The sequence below is a fragment of the Paraburkholderia suaedae genome, from assembly GCF_040812055.1.
Taxonomy (GTDB): Bacteria; Pseudomonadota; Gammaproteobacteria; order Burkholderiales; family Burkholderiaceae; genus Paraburkholderia.
Window position 1 is genome coordinate 138,303 of record NZ_JBFOAH010000021.1, and the last position, 19,457, is coordinate 157,759.

Consider the following 19,457-nt stretch of genomic DNA (forward strand, 5'->3'; position numbering starts at 1 on the left):
TGCTCTGCGTCAGAATTTGAAGCTGCTAATGTTGAACGACATGCCGGCGCTGCCGACCCAGCATAACACCCTATCGCCTCTCTTCAATTGGCCACTTTCCTTGGCCATGGAAATGGCAGCCGGGATCGAGGCCGACACCAGATTACCGGTCTCCGGGTAGATGTGATACATCTTGTCCTCGATTCCGGCCTTTGCTCCAAAGCCGTGCCACGCCGCCTTCGACGATGCGTGGGTAAAGACGATGTCAATCTCTTTCTTCGACACCGGCAGCCTATCCAGCACCGCCGACAACTCGTCCGAATTCTTGTGAAGCTCATGACCGAATGATGTGAAACGCATGTCGCCATTCTTTCCAATGCGATCCGACGGGTGGCAAAAGCCTTCGTAGCCCGGCATCGGAATAGTGCACAGGTCCGATATCTCCGGACGCGCGCGGAATGCAAAGCTGAAGTTATCCGGCTCTTTGGCGACGAGCAGCGTGGCGGTGGCCGCCTCGCCGATCGTAAACGAAGGCAACGTATATTCGATTTGGGCCGAGTTCTTCAACGCGAAGTTGGACGGAAACAGTGGGCCGCCGGCCAGCATATTGAACTCCGCGTTCACAATCATAGCGTTTCTGTACTGACCGGACTTGAAGAGACTGTCAATAATCGACATTGCTCGCGTCCAGCTCATGCAGGCATCGACCACGTCGAAACATTCGGCATTCACGAAGCCGAGTGCGCTCGCCATCATGTGGCTGTTGCCCGGCTCGAGAAACCCCCTGCCGATACCGACAAAAATCAGCAGCTCGATGTGTTCGGGCCGCAGATACGATTCCGATAGCGCCTTGCGCGTCGCCATTGCAACGTGATCGATGGGCGCCTCATGGCTTTCGCACCAGCGCCGGTTGACCAGCCCGCTGCGGTCGAGCAACGTCTTGATGGTACGCATGCCGCGGTCGATATCGCCTTCGTATTCGCTGGAATGAAAACGAATCATATCGATGACTTCTTCGTTGGAAACGACTTTTGAAGGCAGGCTGACTGCAACGTTCTTAATGAGCATAAAAAATCCATGAGAGATTGAATCGATGGGTACAAACATGCTTTGCACGCATCGCACACGAGTACGCAAGATCAAATACCCGCTGGCGCGGCGCTCGTACATTAACGCGTCCGCTCCTCATTACGAATATTGTTCGTGACGGGTTGGGCCCCTGATACGGGTCGATTCAAGGAAGTGAGAGTCAAAGGCGTCGGATTTCGGCCGCAGCGCGACGGGCGCAAACGTTCAACGTCGCGCGTTCGGCCGTCATGTCCGAACAGGGCCGCCAAAGCGAAAGACGAGTGAATCACTTGTCCAGGCAGGAAACGGTCGGGCCAAAAAGGGGGCGAAAGCCACCCCGATCCCCCGCGACTGATCCGGCACCGCTGACTTCGCCGACTGTCCCACGGTTCCCGACGCTTGCCGCGAACAGGCGGGTAAACCCGCTCCGGTTTCTCCGAGCCCGCCATGGGTATGCCGCTTCGCGTGTGGTCAAAAATCCACGAAGATCCGCGAACCGCCATTTTTTAGGGGTCGAAGTCCGAATAATCGTTGCGGACCAATCCTCTGATCGTCATGAGAAAGCACGGATCTTGACCAAGGGGAAAAGTATTAGGAAAAATATTACTATTTGTCCGAAAATTACTATTTCTTTGAGGATTCGGAAAGTTCTTCGGGTACGATCTACCCCGTTCGCAAGGGTTTCGGAAAAAACTGCTGCTCGGAAGACTGAATTCGCCAAGTCAAACGTTTGCGCGAGTGCGCAGGGCCGCACGACACCTCCGAACGTTTTTTAACTCAATAGTCGATCACATCGCTGGTGGCAGCGATCGACTTCGCTCGTCTGCGCGATTGCCGCGCAATAGAAGCTGCCGTCGCTGGCATTGGTCCGCGTTTTAGCTGAACCGCAAGATTCAAATAAGCACCGATTCGCATCATTAGCATAACGAAGTAGTACGTGCAGTTAACCCTAAGTACTCCTTAGTCATATCTCTTCACAGGTCGCTATTCGCAACCTTTCCGATATTTTTTATCGACAGTGGAAAATAACTAGCCATGGTAAAAAGACGTCAATTTATTGGTGGGCTTGCGGCCCTCGGTGGAAGTTATCTCTTGACTGCCTGCGGTGGAGGCGGCGAAGACAGTAGCAGCGGTACGACTGGCGGTACGACTGGCGGGGCGACCGCCAAAGCAACGGCACATGCGGCATCTGCGAACGGCACGGCGATGCCGCCGGCAAGTTCGCTTACGGACAGCGCAGGTGCCGTGTGGACGCTTTCGGGCGGGGTGGCCTATAAAAACGGGGCGGTCGCGGGGAACAACTACAACGTATCGCTCGCGCTCTGCTACAACGGCAGCATTTACGTCGAAAATACCAGCGGGTACTTCTATCAGTGGAACGGCTCGACCTGGGTAGGCTGCTCCGACCCGCGTCTGGGCACGACTTCGGCGGACGGTACCACGCTACCTTCCGCGCCGTACATCATCGACAAGTCGGGCGCGAAATGGACGCTTGTGGGCGGAGTTATTTACAAGAACGGCGTTGTTGTGGGCATCAATTACAACGTGGCGCTCGTACTTTGGTACGGTGGCAAGGTCTATCATTGCAATACGGGGGGCCAGTTCTACGCGAGCGCGGAAGTGGCATCGCAGTGGCTGCCGTGTTCGGATCCTCGCATTGCCACCGCGCCGAGCGCAGGTAGCTTCTATGGTATCAACGGGCACTACGACTACACGTACACGCCGGCGCAACTGGTCACGATCCTCAAGGCGATGGGCTGCACGAGCTACCGCGTAGGCTGTTCGACCGACCCCGCGCAAATCAATGCAGTGGCCAAGCTTGCGCAGACTTTCCAGCCGGCTGGCATCCAGTTGCTGGTATTGATCAGCCAAGGGCTGTACGACAGCACTGGCAAGCTCTTTGCCGGCGAGTCGAACGCATACAGTGCTGCGTACTCGGCAGGCGCGACCATCGCGCGTGCGCTGAGTCCGTATGGCGTCGCCCTGTATGAATGTGGCAATGAACTGACACGCGACGGCGCCATCATCCTCGATTCGACCAACGCAGGCACGAAGGCACTCGACTTCAACAATGCCAACTGGCCCGTGTTGCGAGGTGTGTTCCGAGGCATGATCGACGGCGTGAAGTCGGTGCAATCGTCCGCCAAGTGCGGCGTGAACTTCTGCGTGAACGATGTGGGCGCGTCCGACGCGCTGTGGGAAGGTACTCAACCCGACGGCAGCAGTGGCCATCCAAAGGTGCGTTGGGACATTACGACCTGGCACAACTACGAGGTCTACGGCGATATCTTTAACATCGGCACCGACGGCGCGGGTCCCGGCTTCGATCTGCCGGCGTATTGCAAGGCCAGATATGGCGTGCCTTTCATCATCACCGAGTGGAACACGGGCCCGGAGCAAAGCGAGGCATATCGGGCGAATTACATCACGACAAAACTCGGCCAATACTATCAGGCGAGAAAGACTCACAACATTCAGTCGGTGATGTACTACGTGCTCGACAGCGGCAACAACACCTTCGGCATTATGATGAACGGTTCGCCCATCAATCCATCATACACCGCATTTACGAGCTTCACCGGTAGCAACCCGGACAAGTAAGCCGGCGAGCATTGGACTGCGGCAGATCTGGTCTCCATCTGGTTCGCCAAGGAGGCCAGATCGCAACGAACCTCGATGCCCGTCGACGTGCGATCCAGAAGATTTTCGCCTCAGCCCTGTCCCAGCAGCTGATCGATATCAATTTGGTTGAACTGAGCGATGATGGCCTGTGAGTCGTTGACTCCGAATCCGACGGCAACGATTCCGTCATGAACCGCAAGGCCGCAGCAGAACTCCACGCCATACTCTTTCCAGTAGAACGGTTCGGAGAGCGTCGGCTCCCAGTGAGAATCGAAATGCAGGAACCTGTGCTTATAAAGATGCTTTTTCCCGCGTCTGCGCTCGTGCACCACGCATAGCCAACCATCCTTCCACCGCACTAACTGCGATGATCCGAGCAGGTCTTTCGGTATTTTCAATGGCTTGCTTAGGGACACTGTTGCGCCGCGCTCGTTGATCTCGACAATGGTCAATGGATTCACTGTGTGAATCGCATGAAGCCTCCTATCTGAAACGAAAGGCATCCAGTTCTTCTCGCGGCTCGAACCAAGCGGCGATTCGAGAAGATAGCTTTCGGCAACACGGTTCCCGGCTATTTTCAGCAGTGCCATCGTATTTGTGTCATCGGCGTTGCTGCGCGCACTGGCAAGGGACCACAGGTCGTCTTTCCAGAAAAAGGTTCGCAGATCTTCGAATCCATCGGCAGACTTGTTGGACGCCCGCCGGAAAGCAACGTCTTCGAGCCTGTTCATGCCAAGCACGTTGAGATCGGTGGACAAACGGCCAATGTAGTTAATGGTGTCGTAGTCTGCTCCGTTCAATCTGACGTCACCACTTTCTCTCAATTCGTAGTTAACGGACCTGACAACGAGAGCGTAGCCACTTCCGTCGAAACTCAGAGTTGGATTGCAGGGCTGGTATTCACCTTGGACGTTCAACGAAACGTACTTTGGACGGAGCGTATCGAACAATATTGCTTCTTGAGGACGTTCGGCGACGTATCGATACAGGATAGACCTCATCCCGCCTTGAACCAGTTTCGAAGTTAGCATTCCGGTCTTCTCCAGCGCACAGTTTTGCCGAGTCGGCAGCAGAAGACTTCCACGCCTTCCGGCAATACGGATCGTCCAACGATTGGCCGCTCGAGTTCGCTCGCGCAGACGAGCGGCCTTATCTTCTGAGAAGCGAACCGGCTCCTGCGGTTCCGACAGCCGTCCATGGCCGAGAAACGGCGGTGGCGCATAGGAGGGTAGCGCATTGACGTCTGTGGAACCGGTTTGGCCGGTATTCCGGAGGTTTTGGCGCAATCTGTCCGTCCGCGAAATTCTTACCTTGATATGCTCCGAAGAAGGAGCCGGCGTGCTGTCCTGCAGAAACTTTTTCCGCTCTCCTCACCGCTTGGACTGCAGTTGCACGCGCGGTATTCGTAATGTGCTCCACTTAATCGGCCAATAACACCCGAATTTATGCCCTGTTCTTTTGACGCCAGCTCCCGCGGGCTATGCTCGGCAGAAGGTGGGTCGCGGAATTGGCGTGGGCAAGTCGTCGCATCAGAATCTGTTCGCACCGCGTTGAACCAGTTGCTGCTGTGTTCGCCCAACGCGGGCGGCACGGTATTGCGATGCGAGGGAGCATGACCAGATCACTCGTTCCGCGAAATGCGGCCCATATGAGTTCGCTGGCAGTGCGGCCAAATTGGCAGCGGTGGCATGCGGTCAGACGCATGCGCGCGTTCATCTTCTCACGATTATCGGGCCGACAGCTTTCTCTGGAAAGCCTCTGTTGCGGCGAATCGTGCGATCCTGCGAGTCGAAACAGGTTCGCGCGTTCTCGTACTAGACGCCGCTTTGTCAGCGATTCCGGCACTCCCCGAGCAATGCATTGTTAGTCTCGGCCGCCAACCCTTGCAGTTGGAGATTACGCGGCGCCGTCGAACGGAGAAGGCGATGCGCTTTGCACGTAACGGAAGGTGGTCCGGATACAAGATCGCCCAGCCGGAAATCGATTGGCCGACCGGGCGTCATGCGCGGGCGAGGCCAAGTTCTTGCTCAGACGAATGGACGGGTCCATGAGTGTTATTGGCAGACGGCGGGCATTGCAGATACTGGCGGCAGCCGCGGGAAGTGCGATGCCGCTTGCGCGCGGCCAGACCGTGCTGTCATCCACGCGCGAGCCGCAGTCGCAGCGAATTCACGGTCGCCGAATCAGCGAGCTGATCGGCGCCAATGGCTGGGCCGGCGCCCCAAGCGACGTTGAAATGTGGCGCGCCATGGGCATCAGCTGGGGACGCGACTCGGTAGGCCCCGGGCAGTCGGCCGGCCCCGATGACGCGATGCGTATCGACAAGACCGGCGCCGCGTTCGACAATGACCTGACGCCGGCATTGCTTGCGAATAACCGCAATGGAATCGCCTCGCTGCTGCTGCTCGGTTACACGCCGGACTGGAATGCAACCGTGCAGGGCGATTCCAAGTCGGCTCCTGTCGACGTCAAAGCGTGGGAGCGTTACGTCGACGCAGCAGTACGCAAATATCGAGCGCCGCCATACAACCTGCGCTATTTCCAGATCTGGAACGAGGCAGCGGGCAGGCTGTCGGGTGGCCTGGCGCAGGCGACTTTCTGGCACGGGCCCGACGCCGACGGCAACGTAAAGACCTCGAAACCGTATGCGCGCGCCATGCAGGACTACGTTGAACGCATCCATATTCCCGCAGCGCGAATCATCCGCAAGTACGGCGCGTACGTCGTCTATGGAGGATGGCCGGACCAGGGCGGTCTGGACAACTTCAAGACGTGGCTCGAGTACAAGAGCCCGGTACTGAAGGAGCGGATGCTGGATTGGGTCGATTACATCGATACACACTATTTGCCCGTCGCCGCTTTGGATTCCCTGTATGACCAGTACGTGAAGAACGGTCCCGCGCGCGGCGTCTGGCAAACCGAGATGGGCGACGAATATATGAAGGATCCGCATTATCTGCCGCGCTATTTTTTCGACTTTGCCGTATGGGCACTCGACCGAAACTGGGATGACCCGAATAAATACGTATCCATGATTTACCACTGGGACGGCTACGAACCTTTCCGTCTGACGCATCGGGGTCCGCCAATACGGACTTACAACGTATCGGGCCGCAGCCTCGTCGTGCTGAACAGGACCGTGAACGGCGCGCTGGCAAGCTTTTCAAAACCATTGCGCTTCGATCAGGGCGTTTCCGCAAGTGCACTGCTTTCCGGCCGCGACGTCGTGATGCAGGTTCGAGCGGATCCGGGCTGGCAGAACGTCAGCATAGGGGAACTGCAACCGCCAGCTTTGCGCAATGCGCGCGTCACGGTCATCGACGCGTTGACCGGGACTGCAAGCGCTCGCGACGACGTTGCCCTTGCGTCGAGCGAAGGGTCGCTGCATGTTCGCTTCAAGGTACCGGAGCGCGTGAACGGTGCAAACGGAAAGTCGCCCAAGCACCTCGCGTATATCGTTCTTCGTGGAGTCGCGTAGTGAAGTGCACTGAATACCTTTTCGCCGGTCCACCCACCCGCTTGCCCGCTGTCGCGTGGCTGCGTGCTGAAGTCCGCAACGCCGGCGCGGAGGACTGAATGGATCGACGAAAAAGCGCTCGGATAATCGCCTTCGTCTATGGCGGCTACTTGATGAGGTACGTGTACCTCATCATCGTGGTGCCGTTTTACGGCAGGATGCTGGGCGTAGCGGGATACGGCCGGGTATTGGCGTCGATGTCGCTCATGAACGTGATATGGATGCTCGTGAACTACGGCTTTAGTCCGGTCGGCATGCGCGACGTGTCAAAGGCGCAATCGGACGCGGAGTGCAACGAGATCTTCTCGCTGCATCTGAGCGCGCGCATCGTGCATGGCGTGGTCGGCGCAGCCATCGGCCTTATCGCCACGATGTGTTCACCCGTCCTGGCCCAAACGCCTTTAATCGGTGTGCTTGCCACACTGCTCGGGATCGTATCGGGCATGAACCTCGGCTGGATGTTTCAGGGGCGTCACCAGTTTCGCACCCCCATCGTGATCGAGGTGTTCGGCTTCATGCTAAGCCTCGTGCTGGTCCTCATCCTCGTGAGAGGACCCGACGATGCGGTATGGGTGCTCGCGAGTCTGCTGATTGCCGGCGTGGCGTCGTCGATCATTTCCTACGGGCTGACCATCTATCAGTTTGGCTGGCCGCGTCTCAGGCTCGCAGGCATCGTTCCGCTCGTGCGAACTTCGACGATGCTGTTCCTCTACTCGTCAGGATCGGTCGTCTTCACAGCTTCGTCGACCTATCTGTTGACGCTACTGTCAACGCCCGATCAGGTGGGCTACTTCGGCGCGGCGGAACGCTTCGCGACCATTGCGCTCGCGCTGATGGGACCTGCGGCGCAGGTGTTCATTCCTACGATAACGCGGCAGCTCGCGCAGAACGACTTACAAGGCGCGCACGAAACGACCCGACGGGGCGCGACCCTGCTGATGGGATATGGAATGCTGATTTTCTGCGGCGCGCTGGCGCTGTCGCCTTTTGTGCTTCCGTTGATCCTGGGCGCGTCGTTTGGACCGAGCGCGCATGTGCTGCAAATTTTCGCGTGGATGTTCCCCTTCGCCGCGTTCAACGAGTTCGTGGCGGGCTATATCTTCTTGCCACGCAGAAAGGATCGGGTGCTTGCCGTCGTGGGTATCGCCTCGGGCCTGATCAATCTGGTTGCGGCGCTCATTCTCGCGCCGCTGTTCGGCGCCATTGGAATCGCGCTCGCGCGCGTGATCGGCGAGGCAATTCTATCGGTCTTGCTGGTCGGCACTGTCATCCGCCTGGAACTGGTCGGGCTGGTGCCGGGAGGCCAGCGGGCAATCGGCATGGTTCGGGTTGCATGTGGTTTATGGCCCCACGCGCGGGCCGGCAAGGACGAGTGAAACCGCTGGTGGCAAGAGCCAGGATCGCCGTCGTCGTCAATCCGAAGCCAGGGGTTTTCTTTGCCAAGAGCGCTTTGCTCGCCACACCGCGTGGCGGGCAGCTTCCGCGGCGTGATGCTTCAAGGGCTTCGCGTGGCCTGATGTCTGCTTGATATGTTCGCTCTCGCGCAGTTCCTTCTTGAGTCCCGTGGCTTAATGCGTGGGCACGCAGCAATAATCCACTTTAGAAAAAACGCAACTCGGCCGCTTGAGAGTGACGTCACAAGAAAGGATTCCCATGCCTACGCAAAACGCTCCCCTCCCGTTGCGGGAAAGCTTTAAATGCTCCGGCGATCAGCTGGATGCCATGCTGCAATTTGCCCAGGAACGGGGCTTGGAAGAGCAACCGTTCTGGTCAGTGGTACTTGAATGGGGACGCGTCGTGACGCTCGCCCGCTCTCTGAATCTGATCCGCGACGACTCCGCTCATTGACTGAATGCCGGGTCGCAGCGGCAGAATGGCGAGAAGGGTCGACTGTTAGCGGCAAAGCGGGCAAACTGCACGCAAAGCCAATTTCCACAGCCGAGCGCGGCACCGGCAAAAGCAAACGGCCGGCGTATTGCTTTTCTCAAACAACATCGTTTTTGAGCCGCCTGCCGGTTACATGGCAGCACGTCGCTGCTAACTAGTGATAGTTGACAAAGTTGATGATGTCGTTGAGGAAGCTCAAAGGTTACTTATAAACAACAGCCGTTTTTGACCTCGGAAGCCTTTTTTGATAAGCGAAGAAACCCGGAAGGTGATCCGTCACCCCGAGGGACCGTTTCGTGTTCGCCCCCGCGCCCAGACTAGCGATAGTTCACGAAGTCGATCAGGTCATTGAGGAACCAAGGCAGGATAAGTTGCGTGTCGGAGTAGCTGGTGCCGACAGTGAGTCTCGGTGGTTTTGACGCGGCGCCGGCGGTCGGTGCGCCGTCGGGAGCGTGCAGGCTGTAGGCTTTCATATCGTATACGGTCTGCGGATTCGCCGACGAGGATGTCGAAGTGCACCCGGCAGTCAGAACGACGACAACCGCTGCAAAGCAAAGGGCCTTCATGAGAGAGTGCTCCGGCGACGTTTTTATCATTATGGCTGAACTCCGTCGGCTACCGGCGACGAACCGGACCCCCATCAAAACTCCAACGCAGTTATCCCGGCACCATCCAATGCGCGCGGCCGCCGAGGCTGCCAAGCAAGTTGTGATCAGGTGCCGAAAGGGATTCAATCTAGCCCCGACTTCTGCGTAACCGCCGTCCGGGCGCCGAAGGGGGCCATCAAAGATCATGGGGGTACGTCCGAAACTTTGCCGATGGGGCTTCGCACGCCCAATTGCAGGCAAGGTTGAAAGGGTTCGTCACAGAACCGTTTTGATGGAACAGCGCTGCCCGATGATGGAAGCGTGGGCGGCGCACGTTATGTCGTAACCGTAGTCACTCGGCAACTCATGAAACGCCCCGCCGAAGCGGGGCCACAACCACCAAGGACAAAACCGCGCGAACGCCTACCAGGTTCGCTTTTTCAGCGCATAGCCATACAGGCCGTATTGTGTATTTGTGGCGGAGTCGAAATAAACACCTTGTGTGATACCGTCATCGGTCTCGGTCCACGATTTGCCGTAGTTCTTGCTGGCCAGCGTAATGTCGCGTGGCGCACCTTGCCCGGTGGTATCCGTCGCATACACGAGTAGTACGCCACGCTTACCCACGCTGAGTCCATCCAGTGTCAGACGCGCATCGAAGGTATGGGGTTGCTCGACCGTCCGATTGTTGCGATTTCCCCATGTCGATAGCGCACCGGTTCGTCGCCCGTTGTCACTCAAGTCCTTCCAGTTGCGCGGCGGCCCAAGCCGGGATAGCGCATAAAGCGAATAGGCGTAATCGGGCGGCACCTGCTCGGACTGGAGAGAAACGACGACCTGGTCAGGAAGCTTCACGTCGGGCTCGAACGCATCGCTATCCCATCTCAGCCGGTCCACGATACTTTCAGGTTGCACATCCTCCATTTCTTCCGGCACGTAGTAGGCAACACGCAGCGTGCCGTCCGGACCAAGGTCCACGGCATCGAAGGTCTTTCGCGGCGCGTCATCGTCGGTTACGTGGAGCGGGACATCAATCTTTTTCCATGTGTGCCCGCCATCGGCCGTGCGCCAGACGCGCGGTCCCCAGCCAACCGCGTATCCGCGCTCTGAATCGAGAAAAAGTAGCTGGCCGATATTCCGGCTTTCCGGCCAGTCAAGCTGCGTCCAGTTCTTTCCGCCGTCGCGTGAACGCCAGAGCTTCGTGATGTGCGGTGACAGGCCATTCTTTGGCTCAGGAACCTTGAAGTCCATCCAGTCTGTGCTGACGTACTGCGTACCCCAGTCCTTCGAATACCACCAGGCCCCTTCCTGTCCCGGTTGCTGGAAATAGCGTGTCAAGCCTCCGTCGATTGTGCCGCGGAAGAAACTAACTGTTGAGCGATTAAGCCGCTCACTGGAGCTATTCATCCACGGCTCCTCCGGGACTGCTTGAGCCGCGTTATAACCTTTGTCCAAATCTACAGCGCGGAATCGTAGTTCAGGACCTGCCACCTTTAACGAAATGACGTCATTGCCGTTGATCCGGCAATTGCCGCCCCCATACGGCTTGTCATTCTTCATGAACGTTGTCGAGATTGTCTGCCAGCCTGGAGTTGTCATGCTGTGATATCCGTAAATTGCGATGGCGGCCAGAAGAAGGCTGCCGAAAATGAATGTCCTGCGCCTAGACATCCGCATGTCACTTTGCGTCCATCAGGCGGCCGAGCGCCGTGCTTACAGGGTCGGCAACATCGCCCTTGGTGGCATCCCACGCATCGCCGATGGTGTTGCCCGCAACCACCTTGCCGCTGTCCCATACCTGCTCGTAGGTTCGCCAGTCGCCCCATTCTTCAAGCGCCGGACCGCCCATGATCTTCATCATGTCCGGAAGCTGCAATCCGGCCAGTCCGCCATCAAGATAGGCGAGCGGGTGCGTCTTGAACGCAAAGCTCTTGAACGTGTCGCTGTCCAGTTCAAGCTTGTACTGAGGAACCGTCATCTTGAAGCTGCCGTTTCCCGGCTTGGCGCTGCTCATTTGAATAATGTTTTTTCGCATATTCTGCGCAAGCCCGTCTTCTATATCCAGTTGAAGGTATCGCCTCGCAAGAACAAGCCACGCCTGCCCTGCGGGGCTAAGCGTCGGAAACAGTTTTGCGCCATAGTTCGAACAGTAGAAATAGCCGTAGCTGACGTAATAGCTGGGCGGTTTATGCCCGCAGCCGATGTGCCGCATCATGAAGTTGCTATGCCGGGACCAGTCAGAGGCGGTGCAATCGGGCTGGATTAGCGTCTGCCGCTGGTGCAGCAGACGGGCGGAAACTTCCTTATCGGTCCACGGGTCCCAGGACGTGGCGAAGGCTTTCACCGTGGCCCAGGCGCTGCCCGACGTGACCTTCTCGACTGTTTCTGTGTATTCGCACTGCAACGGCCTGTAGTAGTACTCGCAATGTCCGATTATCGAATCCGCAGCAGGTGGCACTTGATCGTCACAGGCAGTACGCTCCACGCGGGCGCGCTTCGTGTATGACTTCAGCGTCATGTACGACTCCGCGTAACCCACATCCTTGTCTTCATCTGCCATTTTTAGTTGCCCTTCAACTTGATCGAAACACCTTGAGGGACATGACTCTGCGACAGCGACGTTTCGCCATGCTCATTGGTTGTACCTTCGGCAATCAGCTTGCCCTCAGAGAACATCTGATAACGCGTATTGGCAACGGGAACGTCGGACCCGGCCCAATGCGCAACGAAAGCCTCATCAAAACGCCCCCGTAGATTCCGGCAATGGCGGAACTGCGGTTGACAGTCTCTGCGCGCCTTTCTTCTGGATCGTAATGAACTTCAGGAAGAGGTCGAGCGGGCCGCCTAACGTAATGCTGCCGTCCTTCATCCGGATGAACGCGCCGCCCGATTCGAGGGTGAGTTCCTTCTTCGCGCTGATACGCACCGTGCCGTTGACGCTCGCCATCGTCAGGTCCAGGGCGGCCAGCAGCGATATGGCATCACTCTGTGCCTGCACTTCAACCGGACCTTTCGCCGCGAAAATCTTGATGCCAAGCTTCTGCGCGAACAACGAAATGACTTCACCCGCCGCCACAGTGAAGCGCTTCAGCACGCTCCAGTCTGCGTTCTTCCCGGCGACTGCCGACATATCGCCCTGCGCTGCGAACTGTATGCCGCCGCCCGCGACAACAGCGGCTGACGCCGGGGTGCTCATCAGCAAGCCCGGCTTCTGTAAGCCGTCGAAATCCTCCTCCATCTGCTGCTGCGCGTCGGTGTCGGCAGGCTCGGCCTTCGCGCTGCTGGCGGATGCGGCGAGCGCCTTCGCGGTCGCCAGCGCGCTTTCAACCTGCGCGATGGTTTCCTGCATGTCCAGTTGCTGGCCGGTCGCGCCTGGACGGTCGTAGGCCGTGACCATCATGCCCTTGCCCGCGCGGTTCACGCCGTAACCCGATGTGCGAAGCTCCGAGCCTTCGCCCCTGTATTCCAGCTTCTGATTCACCAGGTAGCCGAGATTCAGTTGCGACTTGCCCGAATGATCCGTGCTGAGCTTGGCACCTTCCTGGCCCGCCCAGTCCTCGAAGCGCAGCTTATTGTTCTTCTGCGTACGGATCACGTTACGCGAGAGCCAGCGGCGATTATTTGTCACCAGATCGCGCGCCTGGCTGTGATGGTGAAACGCGACGATTTCGGGCTTGTCCGGGTCGCCGTCCCGGAAGGAAATCACGGCTTCGTCATTATCCAGCGCCACGAAGTGCATGCCGGTCTGCAGCTTGCCCGCAAACGGTTTTGCCAGACGCAGCGGCACGCTTTCGCCACCATTGGGCCAGTTGCCGAAATCCGCATCCAGACGCACCACGTAATAGCCGGCCGCATTCAGGTAGCCATAGGTGTATTTGTCCGGGCTGCAAATGCGGCCAGACAGCGTGCCGGCAATGCGCGTCCATTTTTCCGGTTCGAGCTGGAGCCGGAAACGCCGGTCCGCAGGAATCGCCTTGAAGCTGTTCGAATAGGGCCTCTCACGCGCGCCGCTGTGCGTGACCTCGATGATGGCCATGCCTTTCGGCGCATCGGGCAGGACAATATCGGTCTCCAGCACGCGCGCGCACTGCAACGCCAGCACGTTGCTCTCGCCCTCGTAGATGACCTGTCGTGCGATGGCCGCCTCGTGCCGAAGCTGCGCCTCCCATCGCGCGCCCGCCTGGTCCAGGTGATGCGTGCCGTAAATGTAGGGCTGACCGTAGGTTGTGGCATCGCCAGGCGCGACGTTGGCGGAATCCCGATATCTCTCCCATGCTGACTCAGGGTTATAGTCCGCGACCGTGAACGACTGCGGCACCGTCTCGGTATGGGTTTTGATCGCCGTCACCGCCTCGACGCCGCGCGCTTCGAGCCCGGCCGCTTCGCGGTACGGCACGATCCGTTGCGGATCGTCGTAGAGGTAGTGATCGACGTCATCGGCGAAAACGATCTGGTCGCCGTACTCCGTCTCCACGATAAAGGAGTAGATTCCGGCCTTCTCCAGCAGCATGTGGACGTAATCAAAGTCCGTCATCTGGTGCTGGAAGCGCCACAGAAGAACCGGATACTGGCCGCGCAGCCGGAACGATACCTGGTGATCCTGGATGCCGTGCCGGCGCAGAATGTTCCGGATGATCTGCGGTATCGTGAGATGCTGATAGACCGCCGTGTTCGTGACGGCCTGGAGCCGTCCGAAATGCGACTTCAGAATGATCTCGTACCTGACATAGTCCTTCGTGGTCTGCACCGTCGAGAAGCGTTCGATGTATCCGGAAAACTTCTTGACGGCGCCATCGTCGGCCACCGCGGAAAAGCAAGCGTCCAGGTTCAGGTAGTCGGCGCGCGCAAGCTGCTGCGGGTGGGTCAACTCGATCCGCACTTCGGTCGGTGCGCCCATCTTTTCGGTTGCCTCGAACGATATGACCGACAGCGCCGCCGCACTTGCCGTGCCGGGTACGTCGAGAAAATATGCCTGGCGTCCCGTGACGTCCTGCCGTAGTGGATCGAACTCTGCCACTCCCCGCTCCTTTGAAAAGGCCAGTAATGCAGCGTTAGCTGCCAAACCTGTTAACTGAACATTCAAAACCCGTTAGGTCAACGGCATTAATATGGGATAGACAAGAATTAACAAACATTCACAGACGCCTAAAGCAATCAACTCATGACGCATATCTCTGTGCCGACGCGATAGAAAGGCGCGCGATAATTCGCGCCTTTCCGCTTGACGTGGCAGGTTGCCGTCTGGTGTCAGTGAGAAGTCGAAGCGGCCTGTGTGCGCGCTTCCGTCAGAAGTTCGATAGCCTCGTCAGAGGTCAGGCGGCCTTGATGTGCGTTCTTCGCGTCAAGCGCGAGAACCTGAAACAGTTCCAATCCACATTCGTTGGTCCGCTGGTACTCCTCTCCAGTATCGACCAGCAGTTCCAGCAGTGCTCTCTGACGATACCTTTCGTCACTTGTCAGCGCAGGAGTCCTGCATATTGAGGCCGCAAGTGTGACAAGTTTTTCCAGTTGGCGTCTCTGCGTTTCGCATGAATGGACAGCGGCCAATGCAAGCTGTTCATACTGAAGGGCGTCAACAGAGGCGCGCGGGGTGGAAGGCGAATGCTTGGGGATTTGCTCATGCGCGAGGTTCCGGTTTGTGTTCAGAAATTGCCCGGACACCTGCATGCGAGATGGGGTGGGCGGGCACAGTAGCGGGGTTGACAGACCGGAAACGATGAACGTGAACCGGCGAGCCTTGCGGCTCCCCCACTAAGGGCCGCCCATAGAGAAGAAGGACGTGCATAAGCAGCCAGTCGCCTGCGGGCGCAGGCGCTGGGTCCATCGTTTTACAGGCTGTCAAACCTGACCGTCGCTGTCTTGACGGCCTTTTGCTTATAAACAGATTGCGAAAAGTTTGGTGCGCTATTGGGTGGGCGTGACTTCTGATGAAAGCGTGGGCACTTTTAGCGTGCCGGTATGCCCACCCGTCTCGGTGACGCTGTTCGAGTTGCCCTCAATGTGAATCAGCGTGCAGCCGGCAACCGTGAACACGGTTGCGCAGAGCACGACCCACGAAAGAGAAAACAGGCCGCGCATGATGATGCTCCAGACGGGTTATTCGTCGGCTTCAGCCGACCTTGACGTATGAGAGGAAGCCCTGAAGTTGAAGAGGATTTCCGTGTACCGTCCCTTGCACCTTCGAGAACCCGAGCCAGATCGGCACGGAAGCTGACCAGTTCGCCATCGCTCCCGAGAAGAACACTGACCCAATCGGTCCCGAGAGCGTGTTGATTGACGTTTGTGGCTGCGGGAAAAACTGAACCGCATACTCGTAGACACCTGGAAAAGCATAGGTCTGGCCAGTTGCAGCTGTGATCTGCGCGGGTTCCTGGAAATTATCGCTGGCGACAGGCAGTATTTTCATGGTGCCGCTAACAAGGTATACGCCCTGGGGAAACAGTGCGGTCCCGTCACTGTTGACGGTGTACTGGAATCCGTTAGCCGTGGTGACGCCGATGTGGAAATCCTGCTGATACCAGTTGCCCTTGTCGATACCGAGTCCGCCGTTCGCCTGTCCGCTATTGCCGAACTCAAACGTAAGCACCGGCAGCACGGTCAGTTGCGACGGCCTGTTCAATATCTCGGCTGGGCCGGATGTCGCGTTCCAGTCCGCATTGGCCTGGGGCGTTGCTGACAACGTGCCGTCCGGAGCGACCGCGAGCCCTGTGCCCGGCTTGACCGCGCCGATGGCGGCGGCGGTTGCTGGCGTCGCATCGATCTCGATGTTGCCCAGGTTATCGGCCAGCGCCAACCCTCTACCGGACTGCAGGAGCTTCAGCACGATCGACCCTGAAGTTGCACCGCCCTGGTTAATCAGCGAAACCTGACCCTGACCGGGCGACGCTGTGTTGACCGCCTGGACGGTGCAGTTGCCCTGCGTGTCCGGCCCTTGATGGCTGACGGTGAGCACCTTGCCGAGTGCGCTGAGGGTGCCGTCAGCCGCGAGCGTCGTTCCGGGTCCCGCAATGACGCCGCCCAGCGTTGCCGTTGTGGCAGGCAGCAATTCGAACGGCGGCGGTGTTCCGCTCAGGTCGTCATAGGCGCCGCTCGTTGCGACCGCTGCGAGTGCCGGCTTGCCGATCAGGTCTTCATAGTTGACCGATATGGCCAGATGCGCGAGCGCCGACAACAGCGATTGCGCGAGCTGGTTGGTCTGCGCAAAATCAGGCGAGGCGCCGAGCGCCACGATGGCATTGCGCAGTTCTTCTGTGATCGCTTGATACCACCACTCGCCGGGCACGGTGCCCGGTATGCCCACCGCCGGGGTGCCGTTGGCCGGAAAGCCGCCAGGGTTTTCTGACGGCGTGACCGGTGGATCAGTAGCAACGTTGGCCTGCCCGTAACGGTCCATTTTGGTTACCTGCTTTCCTTAAGCACTGAAGCGCTGTGAGAAGTCGCGTGTATAGCTGGCCTGTTCGACATTGACGCCGAGCGCGAAGCCGCCCGCCGCCTCATCAGCCGAAAGCGGGCCAATCACCAGATCGCCGTCCGCGTCCTCATAACACAGCACCTGCGCGAGCTTGCAGAGTTGGTCAATCACGGCATAGGGCGACTCGCCCGCATTGAGACAGACCTGCGGGTGCAACATGCCCGGCGAGAGTGCCTTGACGTTAATTCCGAACGGCTGCGCGAGCTGGGCGGCAATGTCGGCAGTTGTCATATTGACGAACTGGAATGAATCGAACTGCGCGGCGCAATCCACCAGGTCCTCACATTTGCCGCGGCCGGAAATGGATAGCGTGTGTGTCGTTGCGCTGACCGATTCCGCTACCCGGTCCACGTAGCCGGTAATCACCACGTCCGCGCCAATCTTCACAATGCACGGGTCGCCCTCCAGGACGATAACGGTCGTCGTGTTGGGAAAGCGCTCAGTCATCGAGATATCGAAGTCGGCCGGGATACGCTCCATGCCGCGCGTGATGCGCACGCTTTTCCAGCCCGATATCGTCGCACCGTTGACGGCGAGTGATACGTCGTCGGCCATAGTCGAGTCTATTTCTAGTCACGAGGCCGTGATGCTTTGCATCCCTGACCGATTGAATTGTCAAGCAGTGTCAGGTTCGGGCCGATGAGGTCAACGGTCCTTGCGAGCTGCCGTTTACCGGAACAGGCACAGCTGTATCGCCATGGCCTGATCAATATGCAATTCGTAACACTGCCTGAGGAAACCATGAAATCCACTGCCATCCTTCTTGCCCTGTCAGCGGCGGGTGCAATCATTTCCACATCTGCAATGGCAAGCAGCATCAACCTGAACATTGGCTCACCTGCGCCAGTCGTCGTCGCTCCACCGCCGCACGGAGAGATGCCCGGCTGGCATGGCGAGCGATATTGGGATGGTCATCGATACTGGCAGCGCCGCGAATGGGAGGAACATCAGCGCCATGACGATCGTGACCATGGTCGCGGGATGTCGCGGCACTGTCCGCCTGGCCACGCGAAGCACGGCGAGTGCTGAGTGATTGCGGTTTCACGGTTCCTGCTCCTGGTCGCGTGTACGAAACTGCTCCTGCTTGATCCATTGGTTGCTGTGGCGGCACGGGCGGCGCCGACGTCCGGGGCTGTTGCTCCAGGTACCGATGCGTCGGGCGCTTCCAGCGGGGATAGTTGCAGGACTGTGAGTTCGCCGGGATCAGGCCCGTCTGTGCAAGACGGTATCGCAAGCTGGTACGGACGGGAGTTTCAGGGATATCGGACCGCGAGCGGAGAACGGTTCGATCCGAACGCGATGACGGCCGCCCATCGCACGCTGCCTTTGGGGTCCTACGCACGCGTCACCGTGACCTCCAGTTCCCGCTCAGTCATCGTGCGGATCAATGATCGAGGTCCATTCGTGCGCAATCGCATCGTTGACCTCTCCTATGCGGCTGCGCGGGCACTTGGCATTGCCGGGCGTGGTTCCGCCCGCGTCACAATCGCACCAGCGCGACCGTTGTCGTGTCTGGAAAGCGCTCGGTCATGGAGATATCGAAGTCGGACGGAATGCGCTCCATGCCGCGCGTAATGCGAACGCTTGTCCATCCCGCAACGGTCGAACGGTTGACGGTCAGTGAAACGTCGTCGCTCATGGGGGCAATGATAATATTTGACGCCACCCGTTAGCCTGTTGAGTCCACCTTTGGCACCGAACGCGATTGCCGCCTACCGGCCACCTGGAGGCATTCCTGACTGTCCAGGGTACTCGCTCAACGAGCCTCGCTTACCAATCATTTTTTGACAAAACAGAGAGCCTTATGAAGGTCGTCATGTTCTACGAAGTAGCGCCGGAAGGTCTGGCGAAAGCCCGCGAGCACTTCGCAGCCCACCGAGCCCGCCTGGATGATTTCCACAAGCGAGGCGTTCTGCTTATGGCAGGCCCATTCGCCAATCCAGGTGAAGGCGCGATGGGTGTGTTCTCCATTCGTAGCGCAGCAGAGGAATTCATCCACGGCGACCCATTCGTCCTCAACGGAGTCGTTTCAAAATGGGTGCTTCAAGAATGGAATGAAGTTCTCGCTTAAGCTCGCGTCACGTGGCAGTCGATCACGACAGGCTGTCTCTCGCCAGCAGGCCCTAACAGGCTGTTGAAATTGGGAACGGTGTAAACGGGCTTCGAGGCCCGAGCGTTATGGATATTGTGTTCATGACCTTGGGCGATGAGTGCGATGCGTGGAATGGACGAGATGCAAGAACCGCTGTTCACGACAGTCAAGCTGGAAGACTTTGTACCGGCCGATCATCCGCTGCGACCGATCCGGCTGCTGGTGAACGACGCG

The 19,457-nt window shown here is 58.4% G+C and carries 17 protein-coding genes and 1 pseudogene; 7 read left to right on the plus strand and 11 right to left on the minus strand.

Annotated elements, in window-relative coordinates; translation table 11 throughout:
• Positions 1-9: 9 nt before the first annotated feature.
• Positions 10-1,086, minus strand: a complete 1,077-nt coding sequence (locus ABQJ48_RS25685) for a 3-oxoacyl-[acyl-carrier-protein] synthase III C-terminal domain-containing protein (RefSeq protein ID WP_367840765.1) — start codon at positions 1,084-1,086, stop codon at positions 10-12.
• A 996-nt stretch (positions 1,087-2,082) separates the two neighbouring features.
• Here ABQJ48_RS25685 and ABQJ48_RS25690 point away from each other — a divergent pair.
• Positions 2,083-3,648 (plus strand): hypothetical protein, encoded by a 1,566-nt coding sequence (locus tag ABQJ48_RS25690; RefSeq protein WP_367840766.1) that lies wholly within the window; start codon positions 2,083-2,085, stop codon positions 3,646-3,648.
• Between the two features lie 110 nt (positions 3,649-3,758).
• Here the strand turns inward: ABQJ48_RS25690 and ABQJ48_RS25695 are convergent, their stop codons facing one another.
• Entirely contained in the window at positions 3,759-4,955 is a 1,197-nt protein-coding gene (locus ABQJ48_RS25695; protein ID WP_367840767.1) for a hypothetical protein, read from the minus strand.
• Between the two features lie 761 nt (positions 4,956-5,716).
• On the opposite strand from ABQJ48_RS25695, the gene ABQJ48_RS25700 reads away from it, so the two are divergent.
• The 3 genes from ABQJ48_RS25700 (at position 5,717) to ABQJ48_RS25710 (ending at position 9,034) form a co-directional block, all read left to right on the plus strand.
• Positions 5,717-7,147, plus strand: coding sequence for a hypothetical protein (locus ABQJ48_RS25700; RefSeq protein WP_367840768.1), 1,431 nt, complete (start codon positions 5,717-5,719; stop codon positions 7,145-7,147).
• 98 nt (positions 7,148-7,245) lie between these two features.
• Complete coding sequence (locus ABQJ48_RS25705) at positions 7,246-8,562, plus strand: oligosaccharide flippase family protein (RefSeq protein WP_367840769.1); 1,317 nt, start codon at positions 7,246-7,248, stop codon at positions 8,560-8,562.
• Positions 8,563-8,839: 277 nt separating this feature from the next.
• On the plus strand, positions 8,840-9,034 hold the full coding sequence (locus ABQJ48_RS25710; RefSeq protein WP_367840770.1) for a hypothetical protein: 195 nt from the start codon (positions 8,840-8,842) through the stop codon (positions 9,032-9,034).
• Positions 9,035-9,390: 356 nt separating this feature from the next.
• On the opposite strand, the gene ABQJ48_RS25715 is transcribed toward ABQJ48_RS25710, so the two are convergent.
• From ABQJ48_RS25715 to ABQJ48_RS25750, 8 genes are all read right to left on the minus strand, one after another.
• Positions 9,391-9,639: a hypothetical protein gene (locus ABQJ48_RS25715; RefSeq protein WP_367840771.1), complete on the minus strand. Its 249-nt coding sequence runs from the start codon at positions 9,637-9,639 to the stop codon at positions 9,391-9,393.
• 444 nt (positions 9,640-10,083) lie between these two features.
• Positions 10,084-11,337 (minus strand): WD40/YVTN/BNR-like repeat-containing protein, encoded by a 1,254-nt coding sequence (locus ABQJ48_RS25720; protein WP_473094185.1) that lies wholly within the window; start codon positions 11,335-11,337, stop codon positions 10,084-10,086.
• A gap of 1 nt (position 11,338) precedes the next feature.
• Positions 11,339-12,220 carry a hypothetical protein gene (locus ABQJ48_RS25725; RefSeq protein ID WP_367840773.1) on the minus strand — a complete coding sequence of 294 codons (882 nt, stop codon included), beginning with the start codon at positions 12,218-12,220 and terminating at the stop codon, positions 11,339-11,341.
• A gap of 177 nt (positions 12,221-12,397) precedes the next feature.
• On the minus strand, positions 12,398-14,557 hold the full coding sequence (locus ABQJ48_RS25730; RefSeq protein ID WP_367840791.1) for a type VI secretion system Vgr family protein: 2,160 nt from the start codon (positions 14,555-14,557) through the stop codon (positions 12,398-12,400).
• Positions 14,558-14,907: 350 nt separating this feature from the next.
• Positions 14,908-15,327 carry a hypothetical protein gene (locus ABQJ48_RS25735; RefSeq protein ID WP_367840774.1) on the minus strand — a complete coding sequence of 140 codons (420 nt, stop codon included), beginning with the start codon at positions 15,325-15,327 and terminating at the stop codon, positions 14,908-14,910.
• A 237-nt stretch (positions 15,328-15,564) separates the two neighbouring features.
• On the minus strand, positions 15,565-15,738 hold the full coding sequence (locus ABQJ48_RS25740) for a hypothetical protein (protein ID WP_367840775.1): 174 nt from the start codon (positions 15,736-15,738) through the stop codon (positions 15,565-15,567).
• 31 nt (positions 15,739-15,769) lie between these two features.
• Entirely contained in the window at positions 15,770-17,053 is a 1,284-nt protein-coding gene (locus ABQJ48_RS25745) for a hypothetical protein (RefSeq protein ID WP_367840776.1), read from the minus strand.
• An 18-nt stretch (positions 17,054-17,071) separates the two neighbouring features.
• Positions 17,072-17,686, minus strand: a complete 615-nt coding sequence (locus tag ABQJ48_RS25750; protein WP_367840777.1) for a phage baseplate assembly protein — start codon at positions 17,684-17,686, stop codon at positions 17,072-17,074.
• A 186-nt stretch (positions 17,687-17,872) separates the two neighbouring features.
• Between ABQJ48_RS25750 and ABQJ48_RS25755 the strand changes: the two genes are divergently transcribed.
• Together ABQJ48_RS25755 and ABQJ48_RS25760 are read left to right on the plus strand one after the other, a co-directional pair.
• Positions 17,873-18,160 (plus strand): hypothetical protein, encoded by a 288-nt coding sequence (locus ABQJ48_RS25755; RefSeq protein ID WP_367840792.1) that lies wholly within the window; start codon positions 17,873-17,875, stop codon positions 18,158-18,160.
• A gap of 186 nt (positions 18,161-18,346) precedes the next feature.
• Positions 18,347-18,559: pseudogene (locus tag ABQJ48_RS25760) on the plus strand (septal ring lytic transglycosylase RlpA family protein); the annotation flags it as partial.
• A gap of 52 nt (positions 18,560-18,611) precedes the next feature.
• On the opposite strand, the gene ABQJ48_RS25765 reads toward ABQJ48_RS25760, so the two are convergent.
• Entirely contained in the window at positions 18,612-18,770 is a 159-nt protein-coding gene (locus ABQJ48_RS25765; RefSeq protein WP_367840793.1) for a phage baseplate assembly protein, read from the minus strand.
• A gap of 165 nt (positions 18,771-18,935) precedes the next feature.
• On the opposite strand from ABQJ48_RS25765, the gene ABQJ48_RS25770 reads away from it, so the two are divergent.
• Positions 18,936-19,202 (plus strand): YciI family protein, encoded by a 267-nt coding sequence (locus ABQJ48_RS25770; RefSeq protein WP_367840778.1) that lies wholly within the window; start codon positions 18,936-18,938, stop codon positions 19,200-19,202.
• Positions 19,203-19,457 lie beyond the last annotated feature (255 nt).

Bases quoted from the DNA above. Each gene is read 5' to 3' on its own strand.
- ABQJ48_RS25765 (WP_367840793.1), bottom strand. From the start codon at position 18,770: ATGAGCGACGACGTTTCACTGACCGTCAACCGTTCGACCGTTGCGGGA.
- ABQJ48_RS25735 (WP_367840774.1), bottom strand. From the start codon at position 15,327: ATGCAGGTGTCCGGGCAATTTCTGAACACAAACCGGAACCTCGCGCAT.
- ABQJ48_RS25740 (WP_367840775.1), bottom strand. From the start codon at position 15,738: ATGCGCGGCCTGTTTTCTCTTTCGTGGGTCGTGCTCTGCGCAACCGTG.
- ABQJ48_RS25770 (WP_367840778.1), top strand. From the start codon at position 18,936: ATGAAGGTCGTCATGTTCTACGAAGTAGCGCCGGAAGGTCTGGCGAAA.
- ABQJ48_RS25745 (WP_367840776.1), bottom strand. From the start codon at position 17,053: ATGGACCGTTACGGGCAGGCCAACGTTGCTACTGATCCACCGGTCACG.
- ABQJ48_RS25685 (WP_367840765.1), bottom strand. From the start codon at position 1,086: ATGTTTGTACCCATCGATTCAATCTCTCATGGATTTTTTATGCTCATT.
- ABQJ48_RS25700 (WP_367840768.1), top strand. From the start codon at position 5,717: ATGAGTGTTATTGGCAGACGGCGGGCATTGCAGATACTGGCGGCAGCC.
- ABQJ48_RS25705 (WP_367840769.1), top strand. From the start codon at position 7,246: ATGGATCGACGAAAAAGCGCTCGGATAATCGCCTTCGTCTATGGCGGC.
- ABQJ48_RS25690 (WP_367840766.1), top strand. From the start codon at position 2,083: ATGGTAAAAAGACGTCAATTTATTGGTGGGCTTGCGGCCCTCGGTGGA.
- ABQJ48_RS25755 (WP_367840792.1), top strand. From the start codon at position 17,873: ATGAAATCCACTGCCATCCTTCTTGCCCTGTCAGCGGCGGGTGCAATC.
- ABQJ48_RS25710 (WP_367840770.1), top strand. From the start codon at position 8,840: ATGCCTACGCAAAACGCTCCCCTCCCGTTGCGGGAAAGCTTTAAATGC.
- ABQJ48_RS25730 (WP_367840791.1), bottom strand. From the start codon at position 14,557: ATGGGCGCACCGACCGAAGTGCGGATCGAGTTGACCCACCCGCAGCAG.
- ABQJ48_RS25725 (WP_367840773.1), bottom strand. From the start codon at position 12,220: ATGGCAGATGAAGACAAGGATGTGGGTTACGCGGAGTCGTACATGACG.
- ABQJ48_RS25720 (WP_473094185.1), bottom strand. From the start codon at position 11,337: ATGCGGATGTCTAGGCGCAGGACATTCATTTTCGGCAGCCTTCTTCTG.
- ABQJ48_RS25715 (WP_367840771.1), bottom strand. From the start codon at position 9,639: ATGAAGGCCCTTTGCTTTGCAGCGGTTGTCGTCGTTCTGACTGCCGGG.
- ABQJ48_RS25750 (WP_367840777.1), bottom strand. From the start codon at position 17,686: ATGGCCGACGACGTATCACTCGCCGTCAACGGTGCGACGATATCGGGC.